The organism is Pseudomonas sp. RA_105y_Pfl2_P56 (genome assembly GCF_963970845.1).
Taxonomy (GTDB): domain Bacteria; phylum Pseudomonadota; class Gammaproteobacteria; order Pseudomonadales; family Pseudomonadaceae; genus Aquipseudomonas; species Aquipseudomonas baetica_A.
Map to the genome: position 1 here is coordinate 69,476 of NZ_CAXAPL010000015.1, position 24,366 is coordinate 93,841.

A 24,366-nucleotide genomic window follows, 5' to 3' on the forward strand; every position below is an offset into this window, starting at 1 on the left:
AAAAAACGTGGCCCATCATATCCGCCCTTCCTCCGTTCAGGAAGCCGCAGATGATTGAGTCTTGCTATGGTGCCCCATGAGTTTGGGTATAGCTCAAGTCACGCCGTGGCGGGGGCGATGAAGGCGATTCCAGTACGCAGCGCGGCATTGCGCACATGTTCCTGCATGGCTTTTTGCGCCGCACCAGAAGCCCGACGGGCAAGCGCACGAAGGATCTTGCGGTGTTCCTGCCAGGTTTCCATGGCACGTTCTGCGCGGATGAACGGTAGCTTCTGGCTTTCCAGAAAGATCTCCGCACTGGCCGTGAGAATACTCAGCATCGCCTGATTACCGCTGGCCAGCAGGATCCGCCGGTGAAATTCGAAATCCAGCTTCGCCGCCGCTTCAAAGTCGCCGGTACGCAGTTGTTCACGCATCGCCGCGACATTGTCCTCCAGCGCATCCAGATCGAACGTGCTCAACGTCACCGCCGCCAGCCCCGCCGCAAATCCCTCCAGCGCGTAGCGCAACTGGAAGATATCCAGTGGCGAAGCCTGCGCGGCGAACGACCAGCCCGGTGCATGCTCACCACGCGACAGCTCTACCGGCGACTGCACGAAGACGCCCTTGCCCGGCTGAATAGTGACCACGCCCAGCGCGCTCAGTGACGACAGCGCTTCACGCAACGACGCCCGACTGACGCCCAGTTGCAATGCCAGATCCCGTTGCGACGGCAGGGCATCGCCCGGGCCGAAGCCCTGCTCGGTGATCAGTTTGCGAATCGCTTGAAGCGCCACTTCAGGTACGGCGCGAGAGATCGAGTTCATGGTTTTTCAGACGAGCCAGGCCAATGTGCGGCTAGTTGTAAAGCTATTCACCGAGTCCGGCAAGTCGTGCCCCAGCAGGGTTCGGTGCTGAGCGCCGATGCGCCATCGGAGTGCGAAAAACATCCTGACTGTTCAGACCAGTAAGACCGAGCAAACCCACTGAAAATGCGGTCTTGCGGGACGAAACCTGCGTATTGGCATGGCCCGTGCTGTGGCAGATCGCAGAAATCACTTCCCGCCGATCCGGAGATTGTCCATGACCAAGCGTTACAGCGCCCTCCTCGCCGCCTTGTTTTCCAGCCTGCTGCTCAGCCAGGTCCCCGCCCACGCCGACGGTCTGGACGACGTAATCAAACGCGGCACACTGAAAGTCGCGGTGCCCCAGGACTTCCCGCCGTTCGGCTCGGTCGGCCCCGACATGAAGCCCCGCGGACTGGACATCGACACGGCAAAACTGCTGGCCGATCAGTTGAAGGTCAAACTTGAACTGACGCCGGTCAACAGCACCAACCGCATCCCGTTCCTGACCACCGGCAAGGTCGATCTGGTGATTTCCAGCCTGGGCAAGAACCCCGAGCGCGAAAAAGTCATCGACTTCTCCCGCGCCTACGCGCCGTTCTACCTCGCCGTATTCGGCCCACCGGACGCGGCGATCACCAACCTCGATGACCTCAAGGGCAAAACCATCAGCGTGACCCGTGGCTCCATCGAAGACATCGAGCTGACCAAGGTTGCCCCGGCAGGCGTGACCATCAAGCGCTTTGAAGACAACAACTCGACCATCGCCGCCTACCTGGCCGGGCAAGTTGACCTGATCGCCAGCGGCAACGTGGTGATGGTCGCCATCAGCGAGAAGAACCCGAAACGCGTTCCGGCCCTGAAAGTGAAGCTCAAGGATTCGCCGGTCTACGTCGGCGTGAACAAGAACGAAGCGGCGCTGCTGACCAAGGTCAACGACATCCTGACCACAGCCAAGGCTGACGGCGCGCTGGAAAAGAACTCAAAAACCTGGCTGAAAGAGCCGCTGCCGGCCGATCTCTGATCGACTGCGCGGGAGACCTTCATGGCTTATCAGTTCGATTTCATGCCGGTGGTGCAGAACACCGACCTGCTGTTGCGCGGGGCGCTGTTTACCCTTGAGCTGACAGCCATCGGCGCGGTACTCGGGGTGGGCGTGGGCATCGTAGGGGCGCTGGTGCGGGCGTGGAACATCCGCCCGTTCTCGGCGATCTTCGGCGTCTACGTCGAGTTGATCCGCAACACGCCCTTTCTGGTGCAACTGTTCTTCATCTTCTTCGGCCTGCCGTCGCTGGGCGTGCAGATTTCCGAGTGGCAAGCGGCGGTGCTGGCGATGGTGATCAATCTCGGGGCCTATTCGACCGAGATTATCCGCGCCGGCATCCAGGCAATCCCTCGCGGGCAACTGGAAGCGGCGGCGGCGCTGGCGATGAGTCGCTTCGAGGCGTTTCGTCATGTGGTGCTGCTGCCGGCGCTGGGCAAGGTCTGGCCGGCGCTGAGCAGCCAGATCATCATCGTCATGCTCGGCTCGGCCGTGTGCTCGCAGATCGCCACCGAAGAGTTGAGCTTTGCTGCCAACTTCATTCAGTCGCGCAACTTTCGCGCCTTTGAAACCTACGCGCTGACCACGCTGATCTACCTGTGCATGGCGCTGCTGATCCGCCAACTGCTGAACTGGATCGGTCGGCGCTACATTTCGAGGAGCAGCCAATGAGCGATTTCACGTTCTGGGACATCCTGCGCAACCTGCTCATCGGCCTGCAATGGACGCTGGCGCTTTCGCTGGTGGCATTTATTGGTGGCGGCATTGTCGGGCTGCTGATCCTGATCATGCGCATCTCGAAAAACACCTTGCCGAGCAGCATCGCCCGCACCTGGATCGAGTTGTTCCAGGGCACGCCGCTGCTGATGCAGCTATTTCTGGTGTTTTTCGGCGTGGCGCTGGCCGGGATTGAAATCTCGCCGTGGATGGCCGCCGCGATTGCCCTGACGCTGTTCACCAGCGCCTATCTGGCAGAGATCTGGCGCGGTTGTGTCGAGGCGATTCCCAGCGGTCAGTGGGAAGCTTCGTCGAGTCTGGCGCTCAATCCTCTGGAGCAACTGCGCTATGTGATCCTGCCGCAAGCGCTGCGCATCGCCGTGGCGCCGACCGTGGGTTTCTCGGTGCAGGTGGTCAAAGGCACCGCTGTAACCTCGATCATCGGTTTTACCGAGCTGACCAAAACCGGCGGCATGCTCGCCAATGCCACGTTCGAACCGTTCATGGTCTACGGCCTCGTCGCCCTCGGCTACTTCCTGCTTTGTTACCCCTTGTCCCTCAGTGCGCGCTACCTGGAAAGGAGACTGCATGCCTCTGCTTAGAATTTCCGCCCTGCATAAATACTACGGCGATCACCACGTCCTCAAAGGCATCGACCTCAGCGTCGAGGAAGGCCAGGTGGTGGCGATCATCGGTCGCAGCGGCTCGGGCAAATCCACTTTGCTGCGCACCCTCAATGGCCTGGAGTCGATCAACGACGGCGTGATCGAAGTCGACGGCGAATACCTCGACGCCGCCCGCGCCGACCTGCGCAGCTTGCGACAGAAAGTCGGCATGGTGTTTCAGCAATTCAACCTGTTCCCACACCTGACCGTCGGTGAGAACGTGATGCTTGCGCCACAAGTGGTGCAAAAAGTGCCGAAGGCCAAAGCAGCGGAACTGGCGCGCAAGATGCTCGAGCGCGTGGGTCTGGGCGAGAAGTTCGATGCGTTCCCCGATCGGCTGTCCGGCGGGCAACAGCAACGGGTGGCGATTGCCCGTGCTTTGGCGATGTCGCCGAAGGTGCTGCTGTGCGACGAAATCACCTCGGCGCTGGACCCGGAACTGGTCAACGAAGTGCTCAGCGTGGTGCGCCAACTGGCGAAAGAAGGCATGACGCTGATCATGGTCACCCACGAAATGCGCTTTGCCCGCGAGGTCGGCGACAAACTGGTGTTCATGCACCACGGCAAGGTGCATGAGGTGGGCGATCCGAAGGTGTTGTTTGCCAATCCGCAGACGGCGGAGCTGGCGAATTTCATTGGTACCGTCGAAGCGACTGCCTGATGGATCCTCATTGCCTGTGATGCCCTGTTCGCGAGCAAGCCCGCTCCCACATTGGAACGCGGTCACCTGTGGGAACGGGCTTGCTCGCGAATGGCCACGCCGCGGTCTCAAGCTTTTATGCGCTGAATCAACGGTTTGTACCTTGCGCGTTGGCGTCAGCGTTTGATCGTGGCACGATGTCGGGGTTATCGACCGAGACCCCCTGACCATGCCGCAATCCCAAGCCAAGAATCTGTCCCTGATCGCCGCTATCGACCTGGGCTCCAACAGCTTTCACATGGTCGTGGCCAAGGCCCAGAACGGCGAGATCCGCATTCTCGAACGCCTCGGGGAGAAGGTACAGTTGGCCGCTGGCATCAACGATGAACGCCAACTCAACGAAGAATCGATGCAGCGTGGCCTCGATTGCCTCAAGCGCTTTGCCCAACTGATCAACGGCATGCCACTGGGCGCCGTGCGCATCGTCGGTACCAACGCCCTGCGCGAAGCGCGTAACCGCCTGGAATTCATTCATCGCGCCGAAGAAATCCTCGGCCATCCGGTGGAAGTCATCTCCGGCCGTGAAGAAGCGCGCCTGATCTATCTGGGTGTGTCGCACACCCTCGCCGACACCCCGGGCAAGCGTCTGGTCGCCGACATCGGCGGCGGCAGTACCGAATTCATCATCGGGCAGCGCTTCGAACCGCTGCTGCGTGAAAGCCTGCAAATGGGCTGCGTCAGCTTCACCCAGCGCTATTTCAAGGACGGCAAGATCACCCCGGCCCGTTACGCTCAGGCGTACACGGCGGCGCGGCTGGAGATCATGAGCATCGAACACGCCCTGCATCGCCTGACCTGGGATGAAGCCATCGGCTCCTCGGGCACCATCCGCGCCATCGGCCTGGCGCTGAAGGCCGGCGGGCATGGCACTGGCGAGGTGAATGCCGAAGGCCTGGCCTGGCTCAAACGCCGTTTGTTCAAGCTCGGCGATGTCGACAAGATCGATTTCGACGGCATCAAACCTGACCGTCGGGCGATTTTCCCGGCAGGTCTGGCGATTCTCGAGGCGATCTTCGACGCCCTCGAACTGCAACGCATGGATCATTGCGACGGCGCGCTGCGTGAAGGCGTGCTCTACGACCTGCTCGGCCGTCATCATCACGAAGACGTGCGCGAACGCACCCTGACCTCGCTGATGGAGCGCTATCACGTCGACCTGGAGCAAGCGGCACGGGTCGAACGCAAAGCCCTGCACGCCTTCGATCAGGTCGCTGTGGATTGGGAACTGGATGACGGTATCTGGCGCGAACTGCTCGGTTGGGCGGCGAAAGTGCACGAAGTCGGCCTGGACATCGCCCACTATCACTACCACAAGCACGGCGCCTACCTGATCGAGCACTCGGATCTGGCCGGGTTCTCCCGTGAAGACCAGCAAATGCTCGCACTGCTGGTTCGCGGCCACCGCCGCAACATTCCCAAGGACAAATTCGCCGAGTTCGGCGATGACGGTATCAAGCTGATCCGCCTGTGCGTGCTGCTGCGCTTTGCGATTCTGTTCCACCACATTCGTGGCACTCAGGCGATGCCGCAGGTGGTGCTGCATGCCAATGGCGACAGTCTGGAAGTGGAGTTCCCGGAACACTGGCTGGACGAGAACCAACTGACACAGGCGGATTTCGGGCTTGAGGCGGATTGGCTGGCCCGGGTCGGGATTGTCCTCACCGTGCACTGACACATTGAGCAGATACAAAAAAGGCGATCCCGAGGGATCGCCTTTTTTATTGCGCTTGAGCCGAAGCTTAGCTGCTCACCGGCAAAATCGGGCTGCCCAACCGATCCAGCAACGTCGCCTGCGCACTGCGCGGGTTCTGGTTGCCGGTTGGCGTGTTGCGGATGTAGCGGCCATCCGACTGCAGGCTCCAGCTGTGGGTGTTGTCGGTCAGGTACAGCTCCAGCTCTTTCTTCACGCGAGTCAGCAGCTTCTTGCCTTCCACCGGGAAGCAAGTCTCGACACGCTTGTCGAGATTGCGCTCCATCCAGTCGGCGCTGGAAAGGTACATCTGCTCCTCGCCACCGTTGAGGAAGTAGAACACGCGGGTGTGCTCAAGGAAGCGACCAATGATCGAGCGCACATGAATGTTGTGCGAAACCCCGGCGATGCCCGGACGCAGGCAGCACATGCCGCGCACCACCAGGTCGATGCGCACGCCTGACTGGCTGGCCTTGTACAGCGCGCGGATGATCTTCGGATCGGTCAGCGAGTTGAACTTGGCGATGATGTGCGCCGGTTTGCCGTCGAGCGCAAACTGCGTCTCGCGGGCGATCATGTCGAGCATGCCCTTCTTGAGGGTGAACGGCGCGTGCAGCAGTTTTTTCATGCGCAGCGTTTTACCCATGCCGATCAACTGGCTGAACAGTTTGCCAACGTCTTCGCACAAGGCGTCATCGGAAGTCAGCAGGCTGTAGTCGGTGTACAGACGGGCGTTACCGGCATGGTAGTTACCGGTGCCGAGGTGCGCGTAACGCACGATCTCGCCGGCCTCACGCCGCAGAATGAGCATCATCTTGGCGTGGGTCTTGAAGCCGACCACGCCGTAGATCACCACCGCACCGGCCGCTTGCAGACGACTGGCCAGTTGCAGGTTGGACTCTTCGTCAAAGCGCGCTCGCAACTCGATGACCGCCGTCACTTCCTTGCCGTTACGCGCGGCATCCACCAGCGCATCAACAATCTCGGAGTTGGCGCCGGAGCGGTACAACGTTTGGCGCACGGCCAGAACGTGCGGGTCTTTCGCCGCTTGGCGCAGCAGGTCGACCACCGGGGTAAACGACTCGAACGGGTGCAGCAGCAAAATATCCTGCTTGCTGACCACGCTGAAAATGTTCTCGCTGTTTTGCAGCAGTTTCGGGATCTGCGGCGTAAACGGCGTGTATTGCAGCTCGGGGTGGCTGTCCAGACCGGTGATGCTGAACAGACGCGTCAGGTTGACCGGGCCGTTGACCTGGTACAGCTCGGTCTCGCTCAGGTTGAATTGCTTGAGCAGGTAGTCCGACAGGTGTTTCGGGCAAGTATCGGCAACTTCCAGACGCACCGCATCGCCGTAACGCCGCGAGAACAGCTCGCCACGCAGGGCGCGGGCAAGGTCTTCGACGTCTTCGGAATCGAGCGCCAGGTCGGCGTTCCGGGTCAGGCGGAACTGGTAGCAGCCCTTGACCTTCATGCCCTGGAACAGGTCATCGGCGTGAGCATGGATCATCGACGACAGGAACACATAGTTGTCGCCAGCGCCGCCGACTTCTTCCGGCACCTTGATGATTCGCGGCAGCAAACGCGGCGCCGGGATAATCGCCAGACCGGAGTCACGACCGAAGGCGTCAATGCCTTCGAGCTCGACGATGAAGTTCAGGCTCTTGTTCACCAGCAACGGAAACGGGTGCGTCGGGTCGAGGCCGATCGGGGTGATGATCGGCGCGATCTCGTCGCGGAAATAACGGCGCACCCAGGTTTTGATCTTGGTCGTCCAGTGGCGGCGACGGATGAAGCGCACCTGGTGCTTTTCCAGCTCAGGCAACAGGATGTCATTGAGGATCGCGTACTGACGGTCAACGTGACCGTGTACCAGCTCACTGATCCGCGCCAGCGCCTGATGCGGTTGCAGACCATCGGCGCCGGCCTGTTCACGGGCGAAGGTGATTTGCTTCTTGAGGCCAGCGACGCGAATTTCGAAGAATTCGTCGAGGTTGCTGGAGAAGATCAGCAGGAACTTCAATCGCTCCAGCAACGGGTAGGACTCGTCCAGCGCCTGCTCCAGCACGCGGATGTTGAACTGCAATTGCGAGAGCTCGCGGTGGATGTACAGGCTGCTGTCATCCAGGCCCGGAATAGCGATCACCGGCGCTGCCGCAGCGGGTTCGGCGACCGGCGCGGGCGGCGCAGGCTCGAGTTCCGGTGGGGTTTCGGTGATCTGCTCCACCACCGGCTGAGCTTCTTTTACTGCAACTTCAGTGAGTCCTTCGGTATTCATTGAATGTTCCTGGGAGGGCTATTTCTGCTCTCGTAACAATTGAGCGGCGCGGACAGCAAAGTAAGTCAGGATGCCATCAGCGCCGGCACGTTTAAAGGCGGTCAGTGATTCAAGAATCACCGCCTCGCTCAACCAGCCATTCTGGATCGCCGCCATGTGCATGGCGTATTCGCCGCTAACCTGATAGACGAAGGTCGGCACTTTGAAGGCATCTTTTACCCGCAAAAGAATGTCCAGGTACGGCATGCCGGGTTTGACCATGACCATGTCCGCGCCTTCAGACAAGTCCGCACCGACTTCGTGCAGCGCTTCGTCGCTGTTGGCCGGGTCCATCTGATAAGAGGCTTTGTTCGCCTTGCCCAGGTTCGAGGCCGAACCCACGGCATCGCGGAACGGGCCGTAATAGGCGCTGGCGTACTTGGCCGAGTAGGCCATGATCCGCACGTTGACGTGGCCGGCGATTTCCAGCGCTTCGCGGATCGCCTGAATGCGCCCGTCCATCATGTCCGATGGCGCGACTACCTGAGCGCCGGCCTCGGCGTGCGACAAGGCCTGGCGCACCAGTGCGTCGACGGTGATGTCGTTCTGCACGTAGCCTTCTTCGTCGAGAATGCCGTCCTGACCGTGGGTGGTGAACGGATCGAGCGCCACGTCGGTGATCACGCCCAGTTCCGGGAAACGAGCACGCAGAGCGCGAGTGGCGCGCTGGGCGATACCTTCAGGGTTCCAGGCTTGGGCGGCGTCGAGGGATTTGAGTTCTGCGGGTGTAACCGGGAATAACGCCACTGCCGGAATGCCCAGTTCGACCCATTGGGCGGCTTCTTCAAGCAACAGGTCGATGGTCAAGCGCTCTACACCCGGCATCGAGGCCACTGCTTCGCGACGATTTTCACCGTCAAGCACAAAGACTGGCAGGATCAGATCATCGACCGTCAGCACATTTTCCCGCACCAGCCGACGCGAAAAATCATCGCGGCGATTGCGACGCAGGCGGGTGGCGGGGAACAAACGGTTGGCAGGGGTAAAGCTCACGGCAGACTCCTGAGCCCGCGCAAACGGGCGAGCGTGACAGTTATAGACGGCCATTATGACCAACAGATGACAGTTGTGTGAGACCTGTGACAGGTAGGCGTATTCCATTCTCAGTGTAGGAATTGTTCACGTCGAGACACATCTCGATACTTTCCTGAATGTGTCCGAAGGGGTAGGCTGCGCGTTCATTTCGCCAGCACCCAGACAATGCTCCAACAATTTCTGCATGACTTCGGCTACTTTGCCCTTTTTCTAGGCACGTTCTTCGAAGGCGAAACCATCCTGGTGCTCGCAGGCTTCCTCGCGTTCCGCGGTTACATGGACATCAACATCGTGGTGGTCGTGGCGTTCCTGGGCAGCTATGCCGGCGATCAGCTGTGGTACTTCCTCGGCCGCAAGCATGGGCGCAAATTACTGGCGCGCAAACCGCGCTGGCAACTGATGGGTGACCGCGCGCTGGAGCACATTCGCAAGCATCCTGATATCTGGGTCCTGAGCTTCCGCTTTGTTTACGGCTTGCGCACAGTGATGCCGGTGGCGATCGGCCTGTCGGGGTATCCGCCGGGCCGTTACTTGCTGCTCAACGGCATTGGCGCGGCGATCTGGGCCACTGCGCTGGCCGCGGCGGCTTACCACTTCGGAGCGGTACTGGAAGGCATGCTCGGCAGCATCAAGAAATACGAGCTGTGGGTACTGGGTGCATTGCTGATACTGGGCGTTGGCCTGTGGCTGCGTCGCCGCTTCAAGAATGCTCGTCTGGCGAAGAAGATCTACGAAGACGAGCAACTCCAGAAAGCTCAATTGGCCAAATCAGCGGAGCCTAAGACGCCAGCCGAGTAAGTCGCAGGCGACACACGTACAGCCCGATGCCACTGAGCAGGCTGTAACTGAGCACGCCAGCCCACGCCACCGGGCTGGCCGGCCAAAGCCCAACCAACGGCGCCAGCCACACCAACGCCAGGTTCGATGCCAGCCGCAGCAGCTCGACCTTCAGCGCCCACGGCCGATTCTCCAGGGCCACGCCCAACGCAAACACACCGAACGCCACAGCCCCCCAGCCGAGTATCAACGCGGCGACCGGCAAGCTGCGTTCCAGATTCATCAAATAACTGCCCAGCGCGATATAGACGCCAAACTGAGCCACCACATACCACTGCTGGCGGCTGTCGATCGACACTTCAAACTTGCGGAACTGGCTCAAGTCCGGCTTGTTCATCGGGTACCTGGCCGCGACATCCGCTGGCCGCCACCCGGTGCGCATGAACCAGATCCGCAGCTTGTCCCATTTGCGCTCGGCACGGCGCGCGTCGTTCCACAACTGCGCATAAAACTGCAGATTGGCCCACAGCGGATTCCAGCTCGCCAGCGGCGTGGTCACGCCAAAAATCACCGGTTCGTTGTCGTCCTCTTCCTGAAACGTGCCGAACAACCGATCCCAAAGAATGAACACCCCACCGTAGTTGCGATCCATGTAGAGAGCATTCTGTGCATGGTGAGCCCGATGATTGGACGGCGTGACGAAGAACCACTCGAACCATCCGAGCTTGGGGATGTGCCGGGTGTGCACCCAGAATTGATAAAGCAGATTCAGCGCCGCAACGCTGACGAACACCAGCAGCGGCACGCCGAACACGGCCATCGGCAGGTAGAAGATCCAGCTCAGCAGAAAACCGGTGCTGGTCTGGCGCAACGCCGTCGAGAGGTTGTACTCCTCGCTCTGGTGATGCACCGAATGCGCGGCCCAGAGGATGTTTCGCTCATGGCCCATGCGGTGCAGCCAGTAATAGCAAAAGTCGTAAAGGACGAAGGCCAGCACCCAGACCCAAACGCTGTCCGCCGGCAGCCTGAGCAGCGCCAGATGTTCCAGGGCAAAGGCATAGGTCAACAGCCCCACGCCCTTGGTCAGCAGGCCGGTGGTGGTGGACAGCACGCCGGTGCTGATGCTGTTTACCGCATCGGCCAGGCGATAGTGGCTGACCCCACGCCAACGGTCAGCGATGAGTTCAACCACGATCAACACGAAGAAAAACGGCACCGCATAGAGAATGAAGTCCATGACGCGTCCTGACGGGAAACCTTAGGACAGATCCTAGGCTTGGCCGCCCATTAACCCTATGGCAACGCGCGACAAATTAGTGGACATTTAGCGCCATGAATCTGGAGAGAAACCCATGAGCAAAAAAGTTGCAGTGATCCTGTCCGGCAGCGGCGTGTACGACGGCGCCGAAATCCATGAAAGCGTCATCACCCTGCTGCGCCTCGATCAACGCGGCGCGCAGGTGCAGTGCTTCGCCCCCGACATTGCGCAATTGCATGTGATCAATCACCTGACCGGCGAAGAAATGCCCGAGTCGCGCAATGTGCTGGTCGAATCGGCGCGCATCGCCCGCGGCAACATCAAGGACATCCGCCAGGCCGACGTTGAAGACTTCGATGCCCTGATCGTGCCGGGTGGTTTTGGTGCGGCGAAAAACCTGTCTAACTTCGCCATCGAAGGCGCCGGCTGCACCGTGCAGCCCGACGTGCTGGCCTTGGCCGAGGCATTTGCAGAAGCGGGCAAACCGGTAGGGCTGATCTGCATCTCGCCGGCACTGGCCGCAAAAATCTATGGCCCTGGCGTGACCTGCACCATCGGCAACGATGCCGACACCGCCACAGCGATGAACAAGATGGGCGCCAGCCACGAAGAGTGCGCGGTGGGCGACATCATCGAAGACAAGGCGCGCAAACTGGTGACCACCCCGGCTTACATGCTGGCGCAGAACATCAGTGAAGCGGCGTCCGGGATCAACAAACTCGTTGACCGCGTACTTGAGTTGACCCACGAAAACGACGTCTGAGCCTGACTGCAAACAAAACCTGTGTGGGAGCGGGCTTGCTCGCGAAGGTGTCGTATCAGCCAACTTTGAGTTGAATGACTCAGCGCTTTCGCGAGCGAGCCCGCTCCCACCGGGTCAGTGCAGGACTCAGGTTTTGCGGGTGAGCCGGGTCAGAATCCGGTCCAATGCATTGGCAAACGCCTGCTTCTCGCGATCACCAAATGGCGCCGGGCCGCCGCTCATCTGGCCCTGTTCACGCAGATCGGTGAACAGGTTGCGCACCGCCAACCGCTCGCCCATGTTCTGTGCATCGAACTCCTTGCCCCGCGGGTCCAGCGCCGCCACGCCCTTTTTCACCAGCCGATCGGCCAGCGGAATGTCGCTGCAGATCACCAGCTCACCGGGCACGGCGTGCTCGACCAGATAATCGTCCGCCGCGTCCGGGCCGCTCGGCACCACGATCAATTTGACGATGGCCAACCCCGGTTTAATCTGCGGTTGCCCGGCCACCAGCACCACTTCGAACTGGCGCTTGAGCGCGAACTTCACCACCAGATCCTTCGCCGCCCGTGGACAGGCGTCGGCATCGATCCAAACACGCATCATCTATTCCTCATCCCGCGAGTGTGAGCGCAGCGAATGCTGTTAAGCGGCTACACGCTTGCTCTCAGCCCTGCGACTGCGGCTGTACAGCACAACAATCGCGACCATCGCCACCGCCTGCGCGGTCAGCGAATACGCATCGGCATGAATGCCCAGCCAGTCGAAATCAAAGAACGCCACCGGCCGCGTACCGAAGATCCCAGCCTCCTGCAACGCCTTGACGCCATGCCCGGCAAACACCACCGACAGCGCGCACAGCAGCGCAGCATTGATGCTGAAGAACAACGCCAACGGCAACTTCGCCGAACCACGCAGGATTACCCACGCCAGACCGACCAGCAGCACCAACGCTGTCGCGCCACCGGCCAGTACCGCGTTGTGTCCGGCCGGGCCGGCTTGCAGCCACAGGGTTTCGTAAAACAGGATCACTTCGAACAGCTCGCGATACACCGAGAAGAACGCCAGGATCGCAAAGCCGAAACGCCCGCCCCCACCGACCAGACTGCTCTTGATGTAATCCTGCCAGGCCGCTGCGTGGCGGCGATCGTGCATCCACACGCCGAGCCACAACACCATCACGCTGGCGAACAGCGCCGTAGCGCCCTCAAGCAATTCGCGTTGCGAGCCGCTGACATCAATCACATACGCCGCTAACGCCCAGGTACCGAGGCCGGCCAGCAATGCCAGGCCCCAACCGACATTGACGCTACGCACCGCCGATTGCTGGCCGGTATTGCGCAGGAACGCGAGAATCGCCGCCAGCACCAGAATCGCTTCCAGGCCTTCACGCAGCAGGATCAGCAGGCCGGAAATGAAACTCAGCGACCAGCTCAGGCCATCGTTACCCAACAGGCCGGCAGACTCCTTGAGCTTGGCCTTGGCCGCGTCGAGACGCTGTTCGGCCTGTGCCACCGGCAAACCGTCCTGCAACGACTGCCGATAAGCCATCAGGGATTTTTCAGTGTCCTTGCGCACGTTGGCATCGACGTTATCCAGCGAACTCTCGACCAGTTCGAAACCTTCCAGATACGCCGCCACCGACAGATCGTAGGCCTGATCGTGTTCGCCAGCGCGGTAGGCCGCGAGGCTCTTGTCCAGCGTCGCTGCGGTGTAGTCGAGCAACTGCGCCGGGCCACGCTTGACCTGCGGCGGCTGCGCACGCTGGGCGCGGAACGTCGCGGCGGCTTGCGGGCCTTCAGCGATCTGCACTTCGGCCGGAGTCTGGCGGGCCAGGTCGGCGATGTTATAGGTTTTCTCGGCTTTGGCGGCCGAGGCATCGGCGCTGAGCCCGGCGACATAGGTCGCCATGTCCCAACGCTGGCGGTCGTCCAATTGATCGGCAAAGGACGGCATGTCGGTGCCTTCGACGCCTTGACCGAGGGTGCTGTAGATCGCGTACAGACTCAGGTGGTCCAGACGTGCGGCATCGCGCAGGTTAGCCGGGGGCGGCACCAGACCAACACCGGCCGGACCATCGCCGGCACCGGTTTCACCGTGGCACACCGAGCAATGCTGGGCGAAGAGCGGTGCTGCACGCGCCGGATCGGGGGTGATGACCGGTGCCTGGCTGACTTCATAGGCCGCGGCCAGCTTCGCACCCAACTGCCGCGCCTGACGGGCAACGTCCGCGCCGTTCTGCCGTGCGGTGACGGCTGCACGCAAGGCAATCACGCCTTGTTCCAGTCCTGCCTTCTCCGGTTTGCCAGGCAACTCTGCGATCAGCCCCTGCAACACCTGAATGAATTCCAGCTGCTCGCGATACTCGGCGTCGTCGATGACCTTGCCCGCGTCCACCGTCGGCGGATAGTCGGCACTGATGTAATCGAGCATGTGCAGGGCTTGCGGCGCGCCTTCCACCGTATCGGCCAGCAGGTTGGAGCAACTCAGAGCGCACAACGGGAACAACAGCCAGGCCAGAAAACGGGACGGCGCAGTCATGAACGAATCTCAATTGGTAATACGAAGTAACACATTGTTCACTCCCAATGAGATTCACTCAAGCTTTGTCGGCGCTACGGTCGTTTTTTAACGTAACCACCTGCACTTTGAGCGCGACATGCCGGGCTTGAGGATACCGCGGGCAATAGTGTCGCTGGTCATATGCCCCGGCCTCTGCAAACCGCCACTATAATGCGTCACCTCGCCGCCCCGACGTTCAAGGAAGATGCTGTCTTGATGCGCCATTGCCTGCCGTTTTTTCTGTTGTTCAGCGCCATCGTGCACCTGAGCGGTTGCGCCGCTTACCGCGATTACGATTCGGAGATGCAGCAGACCATCGATGAGATGGCCAAGGGCGAACTCAACGAAGCGCTCTACCTGTTGGAGCTGCACAATCCCTGGGAAGACAAGGATCTGCTGTATTACCTGGAAAGAGGCGCCATTCTCAGCGCCGGTACGGCCTTGCCGCAAAGTCAGGAAGCCTGGCGCACGGCTGACCGGATGATTTTCCAGCGCGAAGAGGCCAACCCATCCGGCGCCATGAAGCTGCTGACCCGGTTCGGCAACGAAATGGGCACGATGCTGGTCAATGACAAGTTGCTGCGCTACGAAGGCTACGACTACGAAAAAGTCATGCTGACCACAGAGATGGCCCTCAACCAACTGGCGGAAAACGATTTCGACGGTGCGCGTGCCGACATCAAGAACACCCACGAGCGCGAAACCCTGATTGCGCGTCAGCGGGAACGGCAATACGAAGAAGCTGAAGAGCAGGCCAAGAGCCAGGGAATCACGTTGCATTACAAGGATCTGCAAGGCTATCCGGTTGCCGTCCTCGACGCCCCGCAAGTGGTTGAACTGAAGAACGGCTACCAGAGTGCGTTCAGCCATTACCTGGCGGGTTTCACGTATGAAGCCTTGGGTGAACGCGGCCTCGCGGCACCCGGTTATCGGCAGGCTATCGAATTGCGTCCGGGTGTGCCGTTTCTCGAAAAAGCCTTGCGCAATCTGGACAAGCCCCCGCCGGCAGCAGATGAAAGCGAGGTTCTGGTCGTTGTCCAGGCCGGGTTTGCTCCGGCGCGCAGTTCGGTGCAAGTGCCGATCCCGGTGCGGTTGAACGAAAACCTGACGATTGTCGCGCCGATCTCGTTTCCGGTGATGCTGCCCGATACCATCACACCTCCTGTACCGAGCGTGCTCGTCGACGGACAACAATACCCGTTGACGATGATCAACAGCGTTACTGACATGGCCATGCGTACCTTGCGCGATGACATGCCGGCGATCATTTCTCGCGCCATGTTCCGCGCCAACATGGCCGCCATCAGCCAGGCTCAAGAGAACGAACGCAATCCGGCCAAGGCTTCGCTGGTAGTCACCGAGCATGATCCTTTCGAAGAGGCTGACACGCGGACCTGGCGCACACTGCCGGACAAAACCCTGGTCGCCCGGCTACGCCTGAAAAAAGGCCTGCATCGCGTGCGCTTTCCGTACTTCCGTGCAGAGGACGGGTTCACCGTGCGCGTCGATCAGCACCATCAAGTGCTCAATCTGCGGGTATTCATGGGCAAGAACTACTACGTGGGGTCTACGCTGGTGCTACCCGAAGCACCAGCACCTACGAACGTTGCCAGCGCCGGGCAGTAATGGCACCTAACTAACCAGTGAAATTAAAAAGCTATTACATAGCCAGCACCACACGCCTATAATGCCGCGCCCGCGCTATCGCGATGCGGCATTAAAGCTCCTCTGGTTATGAGGAATTGGCAGGAGGCCAACGCCACTGTCGATGGGTCACACCAGCCCGACCAGCATCCGCGGCTGTAGCTACTCCAGGGAAGAAGTACCCCCATGGCATTCCGCGCCCCTACTCTGATCGCGCTCAGCGCTATCACTCTGCTGTCCGGCTGTTCGGCGTTTCGCAACTACGACTCCGAACTGGCCCAGACCAACCAGCAACTAGCTTCCGGCAACGTCGATGCCGCGCTGACCCTGCTGGAAAAGAACAACGCCGGCCCAGACAAAGACCTGCTCTATTACTTCGAAAAAGGTGAATTGCTGCGCGCCAAGGGCGACCTGTCCGGCAGCCAGAATGCCTGGACCAGCGCCGACCAGGTGGTTGGTCAGTGGGAAGACTCGGTCAAGCTCGACACTGGCAAATATCTGGCCCAGTTCGGCAGCTTCATCGTCAATGACAAAGTGCGCCGCTACGAAGGCTACGACTACGAAAAAGTCATGCTGACCACGCAGATGGCCCTGAACCTGCTGGCGGTCAATGACTTCGACGGCGCACGCACTGCAATCAAGAGGACCCACGAACGTGAAGCGGTGATCGCCGACCTGCGTGACAAGGAATACCTCAAGAGCGAGGAAGAGGCCGAGAAAGAAGGCATCAAGACTCAGTACAAAGACCTGCAAGGCTACCCGGTCGCCAGCCTCGACGCACCGGAAGTGGTCAGCCTGAAGAACAGCTACCAGAGTGCGTTCAGCCATTACCTGGCCGGTTTCGTCTACGAAGCCCTGGGTGAAAAAGACCTGGCTGCGCCGGGCTACCGCAAAGCGGCCGAACTGCGCCCGAACACCCCGCTGCTGGAACAGGCGCTGGTCAACCTCGACAAGCCGACCAAGAGCGACGACAGCGACATCCTGATCGTGGTGCAAAGCGGTCTGGCGCCATCGCGCGACTCCATCCGCGTGCCGCTGCCACTGCCAATCTCCAACAACGTGGTGATCACGCCTTTGTCGTTCCCGATCATCAAACCTGACACCTCCACCGCGCCGTTCGCACAGATCGGTGTCGACGGCCAGCAGGTCAACCTGACGGCCCTCAACAGCACCACCGCCATGTCCCGCCGTGCTCTGCGCGATGACATGCCGGGGATCATCCTGCGCACCACCGTGCGTGCGATCACCAAAGGTGTGGCGCAGAAGAAAATCAACGAAACCAACCCGCTGGCCGGTCTGGCCGTCGGTATCTCTTCAGCGGTGCTCGAAGGTGCCGATACCCGTACGTGGCGCACCTTGCCGGACAACACCCAAGTGGTGCGTCTGCGCTTGAAGAAAGGTGAACACCAAGTCACCCTGCCGAGTGCCGTAGGCGGTTCAGTGGTCAAGGTCACTGTTGATCAGCGTTATCAGGTGATCAGCCTGCGCGCCGTGGGCAATCAGGTGTTCGCCGGCGGTCTCGCCGCCCACGTGATCCCGAGCGCCGGCGCGACCAACGTCGCCAGCATCAAACAACCTTAAGAACGGAGTCTTTGCATGCACTTCAAACTCATCGCCGTTGCCGCCCTCGCCTTGTTGGCCACCGGCTGCGCTACCCCGCCGCCACCGGAGCCGGGCAGCGCCGCGAGCAAGGTCGTGGCCATGGGGCCGCAGAAACACATCGTCGTCGGCGCCATGCGCGTCGCGCGCGAAAACGGCTTCATGACCGTCAACGTGCAGTTGAGCAACACCCTCAACAGCAACAAGACGTTCTACTACCGCTTCGCCTGGCTCGGCCCGGAAGGTTTCCCGATTGCCGAGGAAGAAGTCTGGAAAAGCCAGATGATGTACGGCGCGCAGACCAGCTTCATCCAGGGCATCGCCCCGACCCCGAAAGCCGTGGACTTCCGTCTGGAACTCAAGACGCCTTAAGCCCGACCCACTCTTCCTGTTTTAGAGAGCATTCCCATGTTTGCACGCTTTTCCTGCATCGCCGTCATCGCCCTGCTGGCCTCCGGTTGCGCCAATACTTCGCCGACCCTGGGCAGCAAGAACATCAGCTACGGCGACACCAAAGCGGTTGAAACCGTGACCAACGAATTCGGTTCGACCGACCTGCAAATGATCGCCGAGTCGATGACCCGCTCCCTGGCCCAGTCCGGCATTCTGCAGGGCCGTCCGGTGGTTCAGGTCTACGACGTGAAGAACAAGACCAGCGAGTACATCGACACCCGCGAAATCACCACCAGCATCAAGACCCAACTGATGAAGACTGGCGTTGCGCGCTTTGCCAGCGACAACAACGCGATGCAGAGCCAGGTTGACCAGCTCAAGCTGCAAAACCAGAGCGGCCTGTACAAGAAGAGCACCGTGGCCAAGACCGGTAACATGATCGCCGCCAAGTACCGCATCGAAGGCTCGATCAGCTCGATCGTCAAGCGCAGCAGCGATTACAAGGACGTCTTCTACAAATTCAGCCTGCAATTGATCGACGTTGAAAGCGGTCTGGCCGAGTGGATGGACGAAAAAGAGATCCGCAAAACCACGGAGCGTTAATCGATGCGCACATGGATTGGCATGATGGCCCTGGCTTGCGCGCTCAGCGTGCAAGCGGCCCCGAAAGTCGCGGTGACGGATCTGGCGTACCAGGAACGTGTGGAGCAATACATCCACATCGTTTCGGCGCAGAGCAATTACCGCGAGGGTTACTACAGCTCCAGCGGTTCTTCGAACTACAACGAGCTCGAAGCGACCACCAGCTACATCGAACAAACCGAACTGCGTAAATTCACTGGCGACATCAAAGGTGAAATCCTGCGCACCGGCATGTTCCAGCTGGTGCAAGGCACGCCGTACACCGCGTCGTCCAAGGGTGACATCTACGACGTGATCAAGCGGATCAAGGCCGGTAACTTCAAGGGCGCCGACTATGTTCTGTTCGGTACCGTGTCGGACATCGACTTCACCCAGGACATGAACGAGCTGGCGCACACCGACAGCTATTCGGCAGTGCTGGGCCTGACGTTGGTGGCGGACTTCAGCCTGATCAACACCAAGACCTTTGAGATCACGTCGGCCTTCACGGCGATGGGTGAAGCGCAGGACACCAAACTGGTGAACCACCGCGACATCAAGGTCTCGCTGAACCGCCCACGGGTGGTGCGTGAGGTGTCGAAGGCGCTGGGTGAGGACGTGGCCGGGCAACTGAGCCAACAGCTCGGCGGTGGCGGTTACGAGCAGCCGCGCGAGCCGCAGCCGCGCAACAATCTGCCGCGTGATACCGCGCCGGTGATTTTGCGCTAAAACCCCCTGCCACAAATGAAAAAGGCGACCTCAATAGGTCGCCTTTTTTATGCCTGCGGGTTTTTAAACCGCTGCTTTGCGCAACGTCGCCATAAACGCCGCCGCACCGATGAACAGCCCGGCAAACGTGCGGTTCATGCGTTTCTGCTGTTTGGGCGTGCGCAGCAACCGCAGCACTTTCGACGCCAGACCGGTGTAGCCGGCCATGACGATCAGATCGACGCAGATCATGGTCGCGCCGATCACCAGATACTGGATCAGCAGCGGTGCGTGGGGATTGATGAACTGCGGCAGCACCGCCAGCATGAAAATCAGTGCCTTGGGGTTGCTGATGTTCACCAGAAAACCACGGAACACCAGTGCCAGCGGCTTGCCGATCGGCCGCACCGCCGCGTCATCACTCATGTCCATGGGCAGCGCGCGCCATTGCTTGATCGCCAGATAAACCAGGTAGGCCACACCAAACCATTTGATCGCATGGAACGCCGTAGCCGAGGCGGTGAGGACTGCGCCGACACCGGCGCCGACAATCGCAATCTGCACCGCGAGGCCGATTTGCAGGCCGAGGGCATTCCAGTAACCACGCCAGAAACCGTATTGCAGACCGCTGGACATCGACGCAATGGCGCCGGCGCCCGGGGACAGACTGATCACCCAGCAGGCGGCAAAGAATGCCAGCCATGTTTGAAGCTCCATCGCACACCTCGACTCGGACTCGTACCAAACGTGCAAATTAATGTGGTTTCAGGCGGATGACTATCGTTTTTTTGTAGGAGGTTACGGACGCAACCCCGTATTGGCGGGCTACTTCTCGAAACTGCTCGAAGCAAACACATCACTGCCGCGCCAGCGCCGCACGGAACGCTGGAAGAACAGACTGTTCGGCACCTGCACCATCGCGCTACCCGTGCCCAATTCCTCAGCCTCGATCAGCGTGGTGTAGAGCAGATTGATCGCCACCACCCGGCCTTTGACACCGGGCTTGTCGGTGGTGTCCACCAACTCGACCACATCACCGAGCCGAAACGGCCCGACGGTAAAGATCAGAATCGCGCAGAGCAGATTCGACAGCACACTCCACATTGCGAAGAACGCCACCGCCGCCACCGCGACGAATCCCGACAGCGCCGTCCACAACACCGTGGCCGATACGCCAAGGCGCTCAAGCACGAAGATCAGCGCACTGCCCATGATCAGCCAGCGCAAGCCACCGCGCAGCGGCATCAGCAACTGCGGCGGAAACGGATAGCGCTCACCCAGACGGGTCAGGCATTTGGCGACAAAGCGCTGGGCGAGGTAGCCGGCCAGCAGGATCAGCAGAATCTGCACGCCGAGCCAGATCGGCTCGACCCACATGGCCGGAAGCGACAGCCTGAACGCGTCCATCAGGACAGCGCCTCCAGCTCCGCCTGCATGCTTTCCAGCGTCTCCAGGGCTTGCATCCACGCCTCTTCCAGCTCGGCTTCGCGCACTTTCAGTTTGGCCTGCTCGGCCAGCAGATCACGCAATTCGTTCTTGCGCGCGGGCTCGTAGATGTCGCTGTCGCCGAGGCTGGCATCGACCTTGGCCAGTTTCTCGTGGAGCTTGCCCAGTTCGGCTTCAAGCTTGTCGGCTTCACGCTTGTGCGGTGCCAGTTGCTGACGCAACGCAGCAGCGGCCTGGCGCTGGGCCTTCTTGTCGGTTTTGTCCGGGTTGACCGGGTTGTTGCTGACCGGCGCGTTGCGCTGACGGTATTCGACCAGCCAACGGGCGTAGTCTTCGAGGTCGCCATCGAACTCCTCGACCTTGCCGTCCGCGACCAGATAGAAGTTATCGGTGGTGCTCTTGAGCAAATGCCGATCGTGAGACACCACCAGTACCGCGCCACTGAATTCCTGCAACGCCATGGTCAGCGCCAGGCGCATTTCCAGGTCGAGGTGGTTGGTCGGTTCGTCGAGCAGCAACAGGTTCGGGCGTTCCCAGGCGATCAACGCCAGGGCCAGACGGGCCTTTTCGCCACCGGAGAAATTCAGCACCGGCTCATCGATCCGCGCACCACGGAAGTCGAAACCACCGAGGAAGTCGCGCAGGGTCTGCTCGCGCTCGGTTGGCGCCAGACGCTGCAAGTGCAGCAACGGGCTGGCCTTGGAATCGAGCGAGTCGAGCTGGTGCTGGGCGAAATAACCAACCACGGTGTTCTCGCCACGAGTCAGACGCCCGGCCAGCGGTTCGAGCTCGCCGGCGAGGTTCTTGATCAGGGTCGATTTACCGGCGCCGTTCGGGCCAAGCAGGCCGATGCGCGCACCCGGGGTCAGTTGCAGCTTGACCTTCTCCAGGATGGCTTTGTCGCCGTAACCCAGACGCGCATCGGACAGATCGATCAGCGGACTGGAAATCTTCGTCGACTCGCGGAACACGAAATCGAACGGCGAATCGACGTGGGCCGCCGACAGTTCCTCCATGCGCTCCAGCGCCTTGATCCGGCTCTGGGCCTGACGGGCCTTGGTGGCCTGGGCCTTGAAGCGGGCGATGTAGCTTTCCATGTGCGCACGTTGCGCCTGCTGCTTCTCGTAGGCCTGTTGCTGCTGGGCCAGACGCTCGGCACGGGCGCGTTCGAACGCGGTGTAGCCGCCACGGTAGAGGGTCAGTTTGCGCTGATCGACGTGAGCCACATGGTCGACGACTTCGTCGAGGAAATCGCGGTCGTGGGAAATCAGCAGCAAGGTGCCCGGGTAACTTTTCAGCCACTCTTCGAGCCAAATGATGGCGTCGAGGTCCAAGTGGTTGGTCGGTTCGTCGAGCAGCAGCAAATCCGACGGACACATCAAAGCCTGCGCCAGATTCAGACGCATCCGCCAGCCACCGGAGAAATCGCCTACCTGGCGATCCATCTGTTCGTTGGTAAACCCCAGGCCAGCCAGCAGCTTGCGGGCTCGGGCATCGGCGGTGTAGCCGTCGGCGCTGTCGAGCTCGGCGTGCAGGCGGGCCAGCGCCACGCCGTCATGGGCCGCTTCGGCCGCGGCGAGGTCACGCTGCACTTCGCGTAGACGCAGGTCGCCATCGAGCACATAGTCGACCGCCAGGCGTTCGAGCGTGTCGACCTCCTGACGCATGTGCGCGATCCGCCAGTCGGCCGGCAGCAGGCAATCGCCCGAGTCCGGGTGCAACTCGCCGCGCAGCAAGGCGAACAGGCTGGATTTGCCGGCGCCGTTGGCGCCGATGAGGCCGGCTTTGTGGCCGGCGTGCAGGGTCAGCTCGGCGTCTTCTAGCAGACGTTGCGGGCCACGCTGTAAAGTCAGGTTCTGAAGTCGGATCATAATGGCGGCGGAGTCTACCAGCTTCGCTCACAACTGGCGCGAGTAGCACGATGTCCTCTGACCTGTGGAGCTTTTCCCTTGCCACCTACGCCCGCCCGGGCGTGGAAAACACCTGCCTGCACATGCAAGCGGCGGGCACCAATGTCTGCTTGCTGCTTTGCGGCCTATGGCTGGAACAACGCGGGGTGACCTGCAGTGAGCAACGCGTGCGGCAACTGCAAATGCTGGTGGAGCCTTGGGACGCGGAGGTGGTGCAGCCACTGCGTGCATTGCGCACTCAATGGAAAAGCCTGGCGAAGGAAGATCCGGTGCTCAAGGGGCTGCGCGATCAAATGAAGGCGCTAGAGCTGGAAGCCGAACGGCATCTGCTGTGGCAGTTGGAGCAAACGGCGCAGGACTGGCCGTTGCATGACGCCCCAGGGGCGGGAGAATGGCTGGAGAGCCTGGCGACAACCGCCGCCAGGCTGAACCGCGACGCGCTGCAAAGGCTGCGCGTCGCGGCAGCCGGCACTTAGGAAGCGCTGGTCGGGTTGCTGGTGCTGCTCGATGCAGCGGCTGGCGTTGGTGCGGTCGTGGTGGTCGAAGCACTGGCGGCCGACGAGGCCGGGGCTGTCGGCGCAGCAGGCTTGGCAGCCGCAGCGGTTGCCGGTTTTGCAGCGACTGGTTTGGCAGCAACTGGTTTTTTCACGGCAGGCTTGGCAGCCGGTTTGGCTGCTGGCTTGACGGCAGCAGTAGCCGGTTTGGCGGCGGGTTTAACTGCTGGTTTTGCAGCTGACTTGGCGGCGGGTTTCGCCGCAGCTTTGGCAACTGGTTTGGCGGCTACCGGTTTAGCGGCAGTCCTGGCAGCCGGTTTAGCAGCGGTTTTTACCGCCGGTTTAGCGGTTGGTTTTGCTGCTGTGGGTTTAGCTGGAGCAGCTTTGGCAGCGGCTGGTTTTACAGCGGCTTTCGCAGCAACGGTTTTGGCCGCAACTGGTTTTGCAGCAGTCGTTTTTGCAGCGCTTGCCGCAGCCGGTTTTTTCGCCGCAGGTTTCGCAGCCGCTTTCACAGGTGCTTTTGCAACCGGCTTAGCTACCGGCTTTGCAGCGGGTTTGGCTGCAGCCGTTTTCGCCGGTGCTTTGGCAGCGACAGGTTTGGCTGCTGCTTTCTTCGCAGGTGCTGCAGCAGGCTTCGCTTCACGGGAAGACAGAACCTTGGCCACTGCTTCTTGCACACGGCCAACACCCTGGGCCAGTTTCAGGCTTTCCTGAGCATCGCGCTTGAGTTGCAGAATGTAGTTGCGAGTGTCGGACTGACGTTCTTTCAGAGCATCGAGCAGTTCTTCGAGTTCTTTCACTGCGCCTTTGGCTTTGGTCTGTGCCTTGGCTTTACCGGCGGCAGCAGCGTCCTGCAATTTGGTGCGCGACTTGTGCAGTTTTTCTTGCGCCTTGCCGCGTTGCTTTTCCAGTTTGGCGAGCAGTTTTTCAGCATCAGCCAAGGCTTGGGAGCAAGCGTTTTCCAGATGCTCGAGCAAGCTGCCCGAGAGTTGTTGGAGTAAGTGCAACGGAGTGTTTACAGGCTTCTTGGTGGCCGACATGGTTTACCTCCTGGCTGACGTGAGTGCGGCTCATACTAGACCTCTGCTGCTACCGCCGCTAGGTCATCTTGACAGTAAGGAAAGCGCTGCGTTGCACCGAAGTGAAAATGTTCTGCGTTAAGTCAAAAGCAGTTCACCGTTGCAGACGTTCGCGCTGGCATAATCCACCGCATCTCAGGTCGGAG

Annotated in this window: 23 protein-coding genes; 13 read left to right on the forward strand and 10 right to left on the reverse strand. The window is 60.6% G+C overall.

The features are described 5' to 3' along the window. Positions 1 to 98: 98 nt before the first annotated feature. Complete coding sequence (locus tag AACY11_RS12680; RefSeq protein WP_339494917.1) at positions 99 to 806, reverse strand: FadR/GntR family transcriptional regulator; 708 nt, start codon at positions 804 to 806, stop codon at positions 99 to 101. A gap of 256 nt (positions 807 to 1,062) precedes the next feature. On the opposite strand from AACY11_RS12680, the gene AACY11_RS12685 reads away from it, so the two are divergent. The 5 genes from AACY11_RS12685 to ppx all read left to right on the forward strand — a co-directional run bounded on the left by AACY11_RS12685 (position 1,063) and on the right by ppx (position 5,620). After that, positions 1,063 to 1,848: a transporter substrate-binding domain-containing protein gene (locus tag AACY11_RS12685; protein ID WP_339464653.1), complete on the forward strand. Its 786-nt coding sequence runs from the start codon at positions 1,063 to 1,065 to the stop codon at positions 1,846 to 1,848. Positions 1,849 to 1,869: 21 nt separating this feature from the next. Further along, a complete protein-coding gene (locus tag AACY11_RS12690) occupies positions 1,870 to 2,538 on the forward strand; it encodes an amino acid ABC transporter permease (protein WP_221730805.1) in 669 nt (222 codons plus the stop codon). Then, positions 2,535 to 3,185 carry an amino acid ABC transporter permease gene (locus AACY11_RS12695; RefSeq protein ID WP_221730806.1) on the forward strand — a complete coding sequence of 217 codons (651 nt, stop codon included), beginning with the start codon at positions 2,535 to 2,537 and terminating at the stop codon, positions 3,183 to 3,185. The genes AACY11_RS12690 and AACY11_RS12695 overlap by 4 nt, the downstream gene beginning before the upstream one ends. Next, on the forward strand, positions 3,172 to 3,909 hold the full coding sequence (locus tag AACY11_RS12700) for an amino acid ABC transporter ATP-binding protein (RefSeq protein ID WP_095186877.1): 738 nt from the start codon (positions 3,172 to 3,174) through the stop codon (positions 3,907 to 3,909). Before AACY11_RS12695 ends, AACY11_RS12700 begins: the two co-directional genes overlap by 14 nt. Before the next feature lie 208 nt (positions 3,910 to 4,117). After that, positions 4,118 to 5,620, forward strand: coding sequence for an exopolyphosphatase (gene ppx, locus AACY11_RS12705; protein WP_339430450.1), 1,503 nt, complete (start codon positions 4,118 to 4,120; stop codon positions 5,618 to 5,620). A 67-nt stretch (positions 5,621 to 5,687) separates the two neighbouring features. Here ppx and ppk1 read toward each other — a convergent pair whose 3' ends face one another. Together ppk1 and hemB are read right to left on the reverse strand one after the other, a co-directional pair. Beyond that, positions 5,688 to 7,913 (reverse strand): polyphosphate kinase 1, encoded by a 2,226-nt coding sequence (ppk1, locus tag AACY11_RS12710; RefSeq protein ID WP_339430451.1) that lies wholly within the window; start codon positions 7,911 to 7,913, stop codon positions 5,688 to 5,690. A gap of 18 nt (positions 7,914 to 7,931) precedes the next feature. Next, positions 7,932 to 8,945 (reverse strand): porphobilinogen synthase, encoded by a 1,014-nt coding sequence (hemB, locus tag AACY11_RS12715; protein WP_339430452.1) that lies wholly within the window; start codon positions 8,943 to 8,945, stop codon positions 7,932 to 7,934. A 207-nt stretch (positions 8,946 to 9,152) separates the two neighbouring features. Between hemB and AACY11_RS12720 the strand changes: the two genes are divergently transcribed. Further along, positions 9,153 to 9,785, forward strand: coding sequence for a DedA family protein (locus AACY11_RS12720; RefSeq protein ID WP_339430453.1), 633 nt, complete (start codon positions 9,153 to 9,155; stop codon positions 9,783 to 9,785). Here AACY11_RS12720 and AACY11_RS12725 read toward each other — a convergent pair. Further along, a complete protein-coding gene (locus AACY11_RS12725) occupies positions 9,766 to 11,001 on the reverse strand; it encodes a sterol desaturase family protein (RefSeq protein ID WP_339464648.1) in 1,236 nt (411 codons plus the stop codon). The two genes, AACY11_RS12720 and AACY11_RS12725, sit on opposite strands and share 20 nt — an antisense overlap. Before the next feature lie 115 nt (positions 11,002 to 11,116). Here AACY11_RS12725 and elbB point away from each other — a divergent pair, with 115 nt between their 5' ends. Beyond that, complete coding sequence (gene elbB / locus AACY11_RS12730) at positions 11,117 to 11,785, forward strand: isoprenoid biosynthesis glyoxalase ElbB (protein ID WP_339430455.1); 669 nt, start codon at positions 11,117 to 11,119, stop codon at positions 11,783 to 11,785. A 126-nt stretch (positions 11,786 to 11,911) separates the two neighbouring features. Here elbB and AACY11_RS12735 read toward each other — a convergent pair whose 3' ends face one another. Next, entirely contained in the window at positions 11,912 to 12,367 is a 456-nt protein-coding gene (locus AACY11_RS12735; protein ID WP_221730814.1) for a YaiI/YqxD family protein, read from the reverse strand. Positions 12,368 to 12,409: 42 nt separating this feature from the next. After that, positions 12,410 to 14,305, reverse strand: coding sequence for a cytochrome c/FTR1 family iron permease (locus AACY11_RS12740; protein WP_339430457.1), 1,896 nt, complete (start codon positions 14,303 to 14,305; stop codon positions 12,410 to 12,412). A 237-nt stretch (positions 14,306 to 14,542) separates the two neighbouring features. Between AACY11_RS12740 and AACY11_RS12745 the strand changes: the two genes are divergently transcribed. From AACY11_RS12745 to AACY11_RS12765, 5 genes are all read left to right on the forward strand, one after another. After that, positions 14,543 to 15,952 (forward strand): COG3014 family protein, encoded by a 1,410-nt coding sequence (locus AACY11_RS12745; protein ID WP_339494931.1) that lies wholly within the window; start codon positions 14,543 to 14,545, stop codon positions 15,950 to 15,952. 204 nt (positions 15,953 to 16,156) lie between these two features. Further along, positions 16,157 to 17,551 (forward strand): COG3014 family protein, encoded by a 1,395-nt coding sequence (locus tag AACY11_RS12750; protein ID WP_339430458.1) that lies wholly within the window; start codon positions 16,157 to 16,159, stop codon positions 17,549 to 17,551. Positions 17,552 to 17,566: 15 nt separating this feature from the next. Next, positions 17,567 to 17,941, forward strand: a complete 375-nt coding sequence (locus tag AACY11_RS12755) for a YcfL family protein (RefSeq protein ID WP_339430459.1) — start codon at positions 17,567 to 17,569, stop codon at positions 17,939 to 17,941. Positions 17,942 to 17,977: 36 nt separating this feature from the next. Then, a complete protein-coding gene (lpoB, locus tag AACY11_RS12760) occupies positions 17,978 to 18,565 on the forward strand; it encodes a penicillin-binding protein activator LpoB (RefSeq protein WP_039757415.1) in 588 nt (195 codons plus the stop codon). A gap of 3 nt (positions 18,566 to 18,568) precedes the next feature. After that, on the forward strand, positions 18,569 to 19,312 hold the full coding sequence (locus AACY11_RS12765) for a penicillin-binding protein activator LpoB (protein WP_339430460.1): 744 nt from the start codon (positions 18,569 to 18,571) through the stop codon (positions 19,310 to 19,312). 63 nt (positions 19,313 to 19,375) lie between these two features. Here AACY11_RS12765 and AACY11_RS12770 read toward each other — a convergent pair whose 3' ends face one another. The 3 genes from AACY11_RS12770 to AACY11_RS12780 form a co-directional block, all read right to left on the reverse strand. Further along, positions 19,376 to 20,008, reverse strand: a complete 633-nt coding sequence (locus tag AACY11_RS12770; RefSeq protein ID WP_221730819.1) for a LysE family transporter — start codon at positions 20,006 to 20,008, stop codon at positions 19,376 to 19,378. A 108-nt stretch (positions 20,009 to 20,116) separates the two neighbouring features. After that, entirely contained in the window at positions 20,117 to 20,698 is a 582-nt protein-coding gene (locus AACY11_RS12775; protein ID WP_339430461.1) for a mechanosensitive ion channel family protein, read from the reverse strand. After that, positions 20,698 to 22,608 carry an ATP-binding cassette domain-containing protein gene (locus AACY11_RS12780; protein WP_339430462.1) on the reverse strand — a complete coding sequence of 637 codons (1,911 nt, stop codon included), beginning with the start codon at positions 22,606 to 22,608 and terminating at the stop codon, positions 20,698 to 20,700. Before AACY11_RS12780 ends, AACY11_RS12775 begins: the two co-directional genes overlap by 1 nt. Positions 22,609 to 22,658: 50 nt before the next feature. Between AACY11_RS12780 and AACY11_RS12785 the strand changes: the two genes are divergently transcribed. Continuing rightward, positions 22,659 to 23,123: a TIGR02444 family protein gene (locus AACY11_RS12785; RefSeq protein WP_339430463.1), complete on the forward strand. Its 465-nt coding sequence runs from the start codon at positions 22,659 to 22,661 to the stop codon at positions 23,121 to 23,123. Here the strand turns inward: AACY11_RS12785 and AACY11_RS12790 are convergent. After that, positions 23,120 to 24,181, reverse strand: coding sequence for an AlgP family protein (locus tag AACY11_RS12790; RefSeq protein ID WP_339430464.1), 1,062 nt, complete (start codon positions 24,179 to 24,181; stop codon positions 23,120 to 23,122). The genes AACY11_RS12785 and AACY11_RS12790 overlap by 4 nt on opposite strands. Positions 24,182 to 24,366: the final 185 nt, after the last annotated feature.